We start from the raw sequence: 1,214 nt of genomic DNA, 5'->3' as shown, positions 1-1,214 counted from the left end.
ACATGGAGAGGTCGTAGTTTCCTGAAACCGCAGGAGTGAATGTCCAGGTATAGGTGGTGCCGTCGCGGCTCCAGACCGAATCTATTGCGTAAGGATTTGAAGCTCCTGAAATAGCCCATGTGCCAGTGTAGGATACTGAGGCATCCCGGTTATCTATGATGATTTCCTGAGGAGGAGCATCAGGGGCAAACACTGCCTGAATGGTATGGTTTGCCGTGACATTCTCGAATGTGTAGGTGCTGATGGCCCCCGAAGAGACGTTATCTACCAGGACATCCGAGATGTGATACCCGCTGTTAGGTATGATCATGAATGTCTGATTATTGCCTGACGGAACCGTTATGGCACCTGCAGGGGAAACAGTGCCGCCAGTTCCTGCAATGGCAGAAATGATTGAGGCTGATGCCTGCGGGCATACGGGCAGAATGCCATGCAGGGTATCAAACCAGACGTTCGCCATTTTTCCGTAGCCGGCGTTGTTCGGATGGAGCATATCCCACATGTCAACCGAATAATTCAGCGCGCCTTCCTGGTTGACTATGATGATTTTGTCGCCGTTTGCGATGCGGACTCTTGCCGCAGCTTCCACCGCGTTGTTGAACTGCGTTGTCTGCAGCGCCTTGCCGTCATTCCTGCTGATAATGCGTGCGAGAATGACGGTAATATCCTGACTTACGAGATCAATATTGCTGAGTATCTCCATGACATCAGCCGGATTTTCCGCATTGTCGGATATGTCGTTTGTCCCGATATGCAGCAGTATAATGTCTGAGGGATTGGCAGCAAGAAAGCTCTGTATATAAGGGGCTATCCCCCCGCCGTAGGGAGGTCTTACCCTCTTGGCTCCCCATCCTCCGTGTCCTTCGTGGTCGAAATCGAAGAGGGGAACCACTGACTGACCTGCGTAGATTCCGCCTGAAAAATCGACATAGTGGTCAGCGTTTATCAATGCCTGATAGAGAGGCTGTCGGTATCCTGTGATGAGGTCTGTTGAGGGAATTTCTCCGTATCCGAACGTGATAGAATCCCCAAGGGGCATAATCCTGACAGGAACACTGCAGCCAAGGTGACCAATGATCATGTGTACTTCCGGCGACCATACGCCGTTGTTGTCCTGAACCTTGAAATATATGGTGTGTATTCCCTCTGAGAGGGCCGAGGTGCTGAAAGACGCAGCGGTGCCGATTACGCCGTCTCTGCTGGAGCGCCAGCTG

Annotated in this window: 1 protein-coding gene; it reads right to left on the bottom strand. The window is 51.9% G+C overall.

Going from position 1 to position 1,214, the window contains the following annotated elements; genetic code table 11:
- Positions 1-1,214 (bottom strand): GDSL-type esterase/lipase family protein (locus AB1552_14480; GenBank protein ID MEW6054964.1); only part of this gene is annotated, 1,214 nt, incomplete at both ends.

This window comes from Nitrospirota bacterium, assembly GCA_040754395.1.
GTDB lineage: Bacteria > Nitrospirota > Thermodesulfovibrionia > Thermodesulfovibrionales > SM23-35 > JBFMCL01.
The sequence above is the reverse complement of the archived record's forward strand: the minus strand, read 5'-3'. Positions and strand labels throughout refer to the sequence as shown.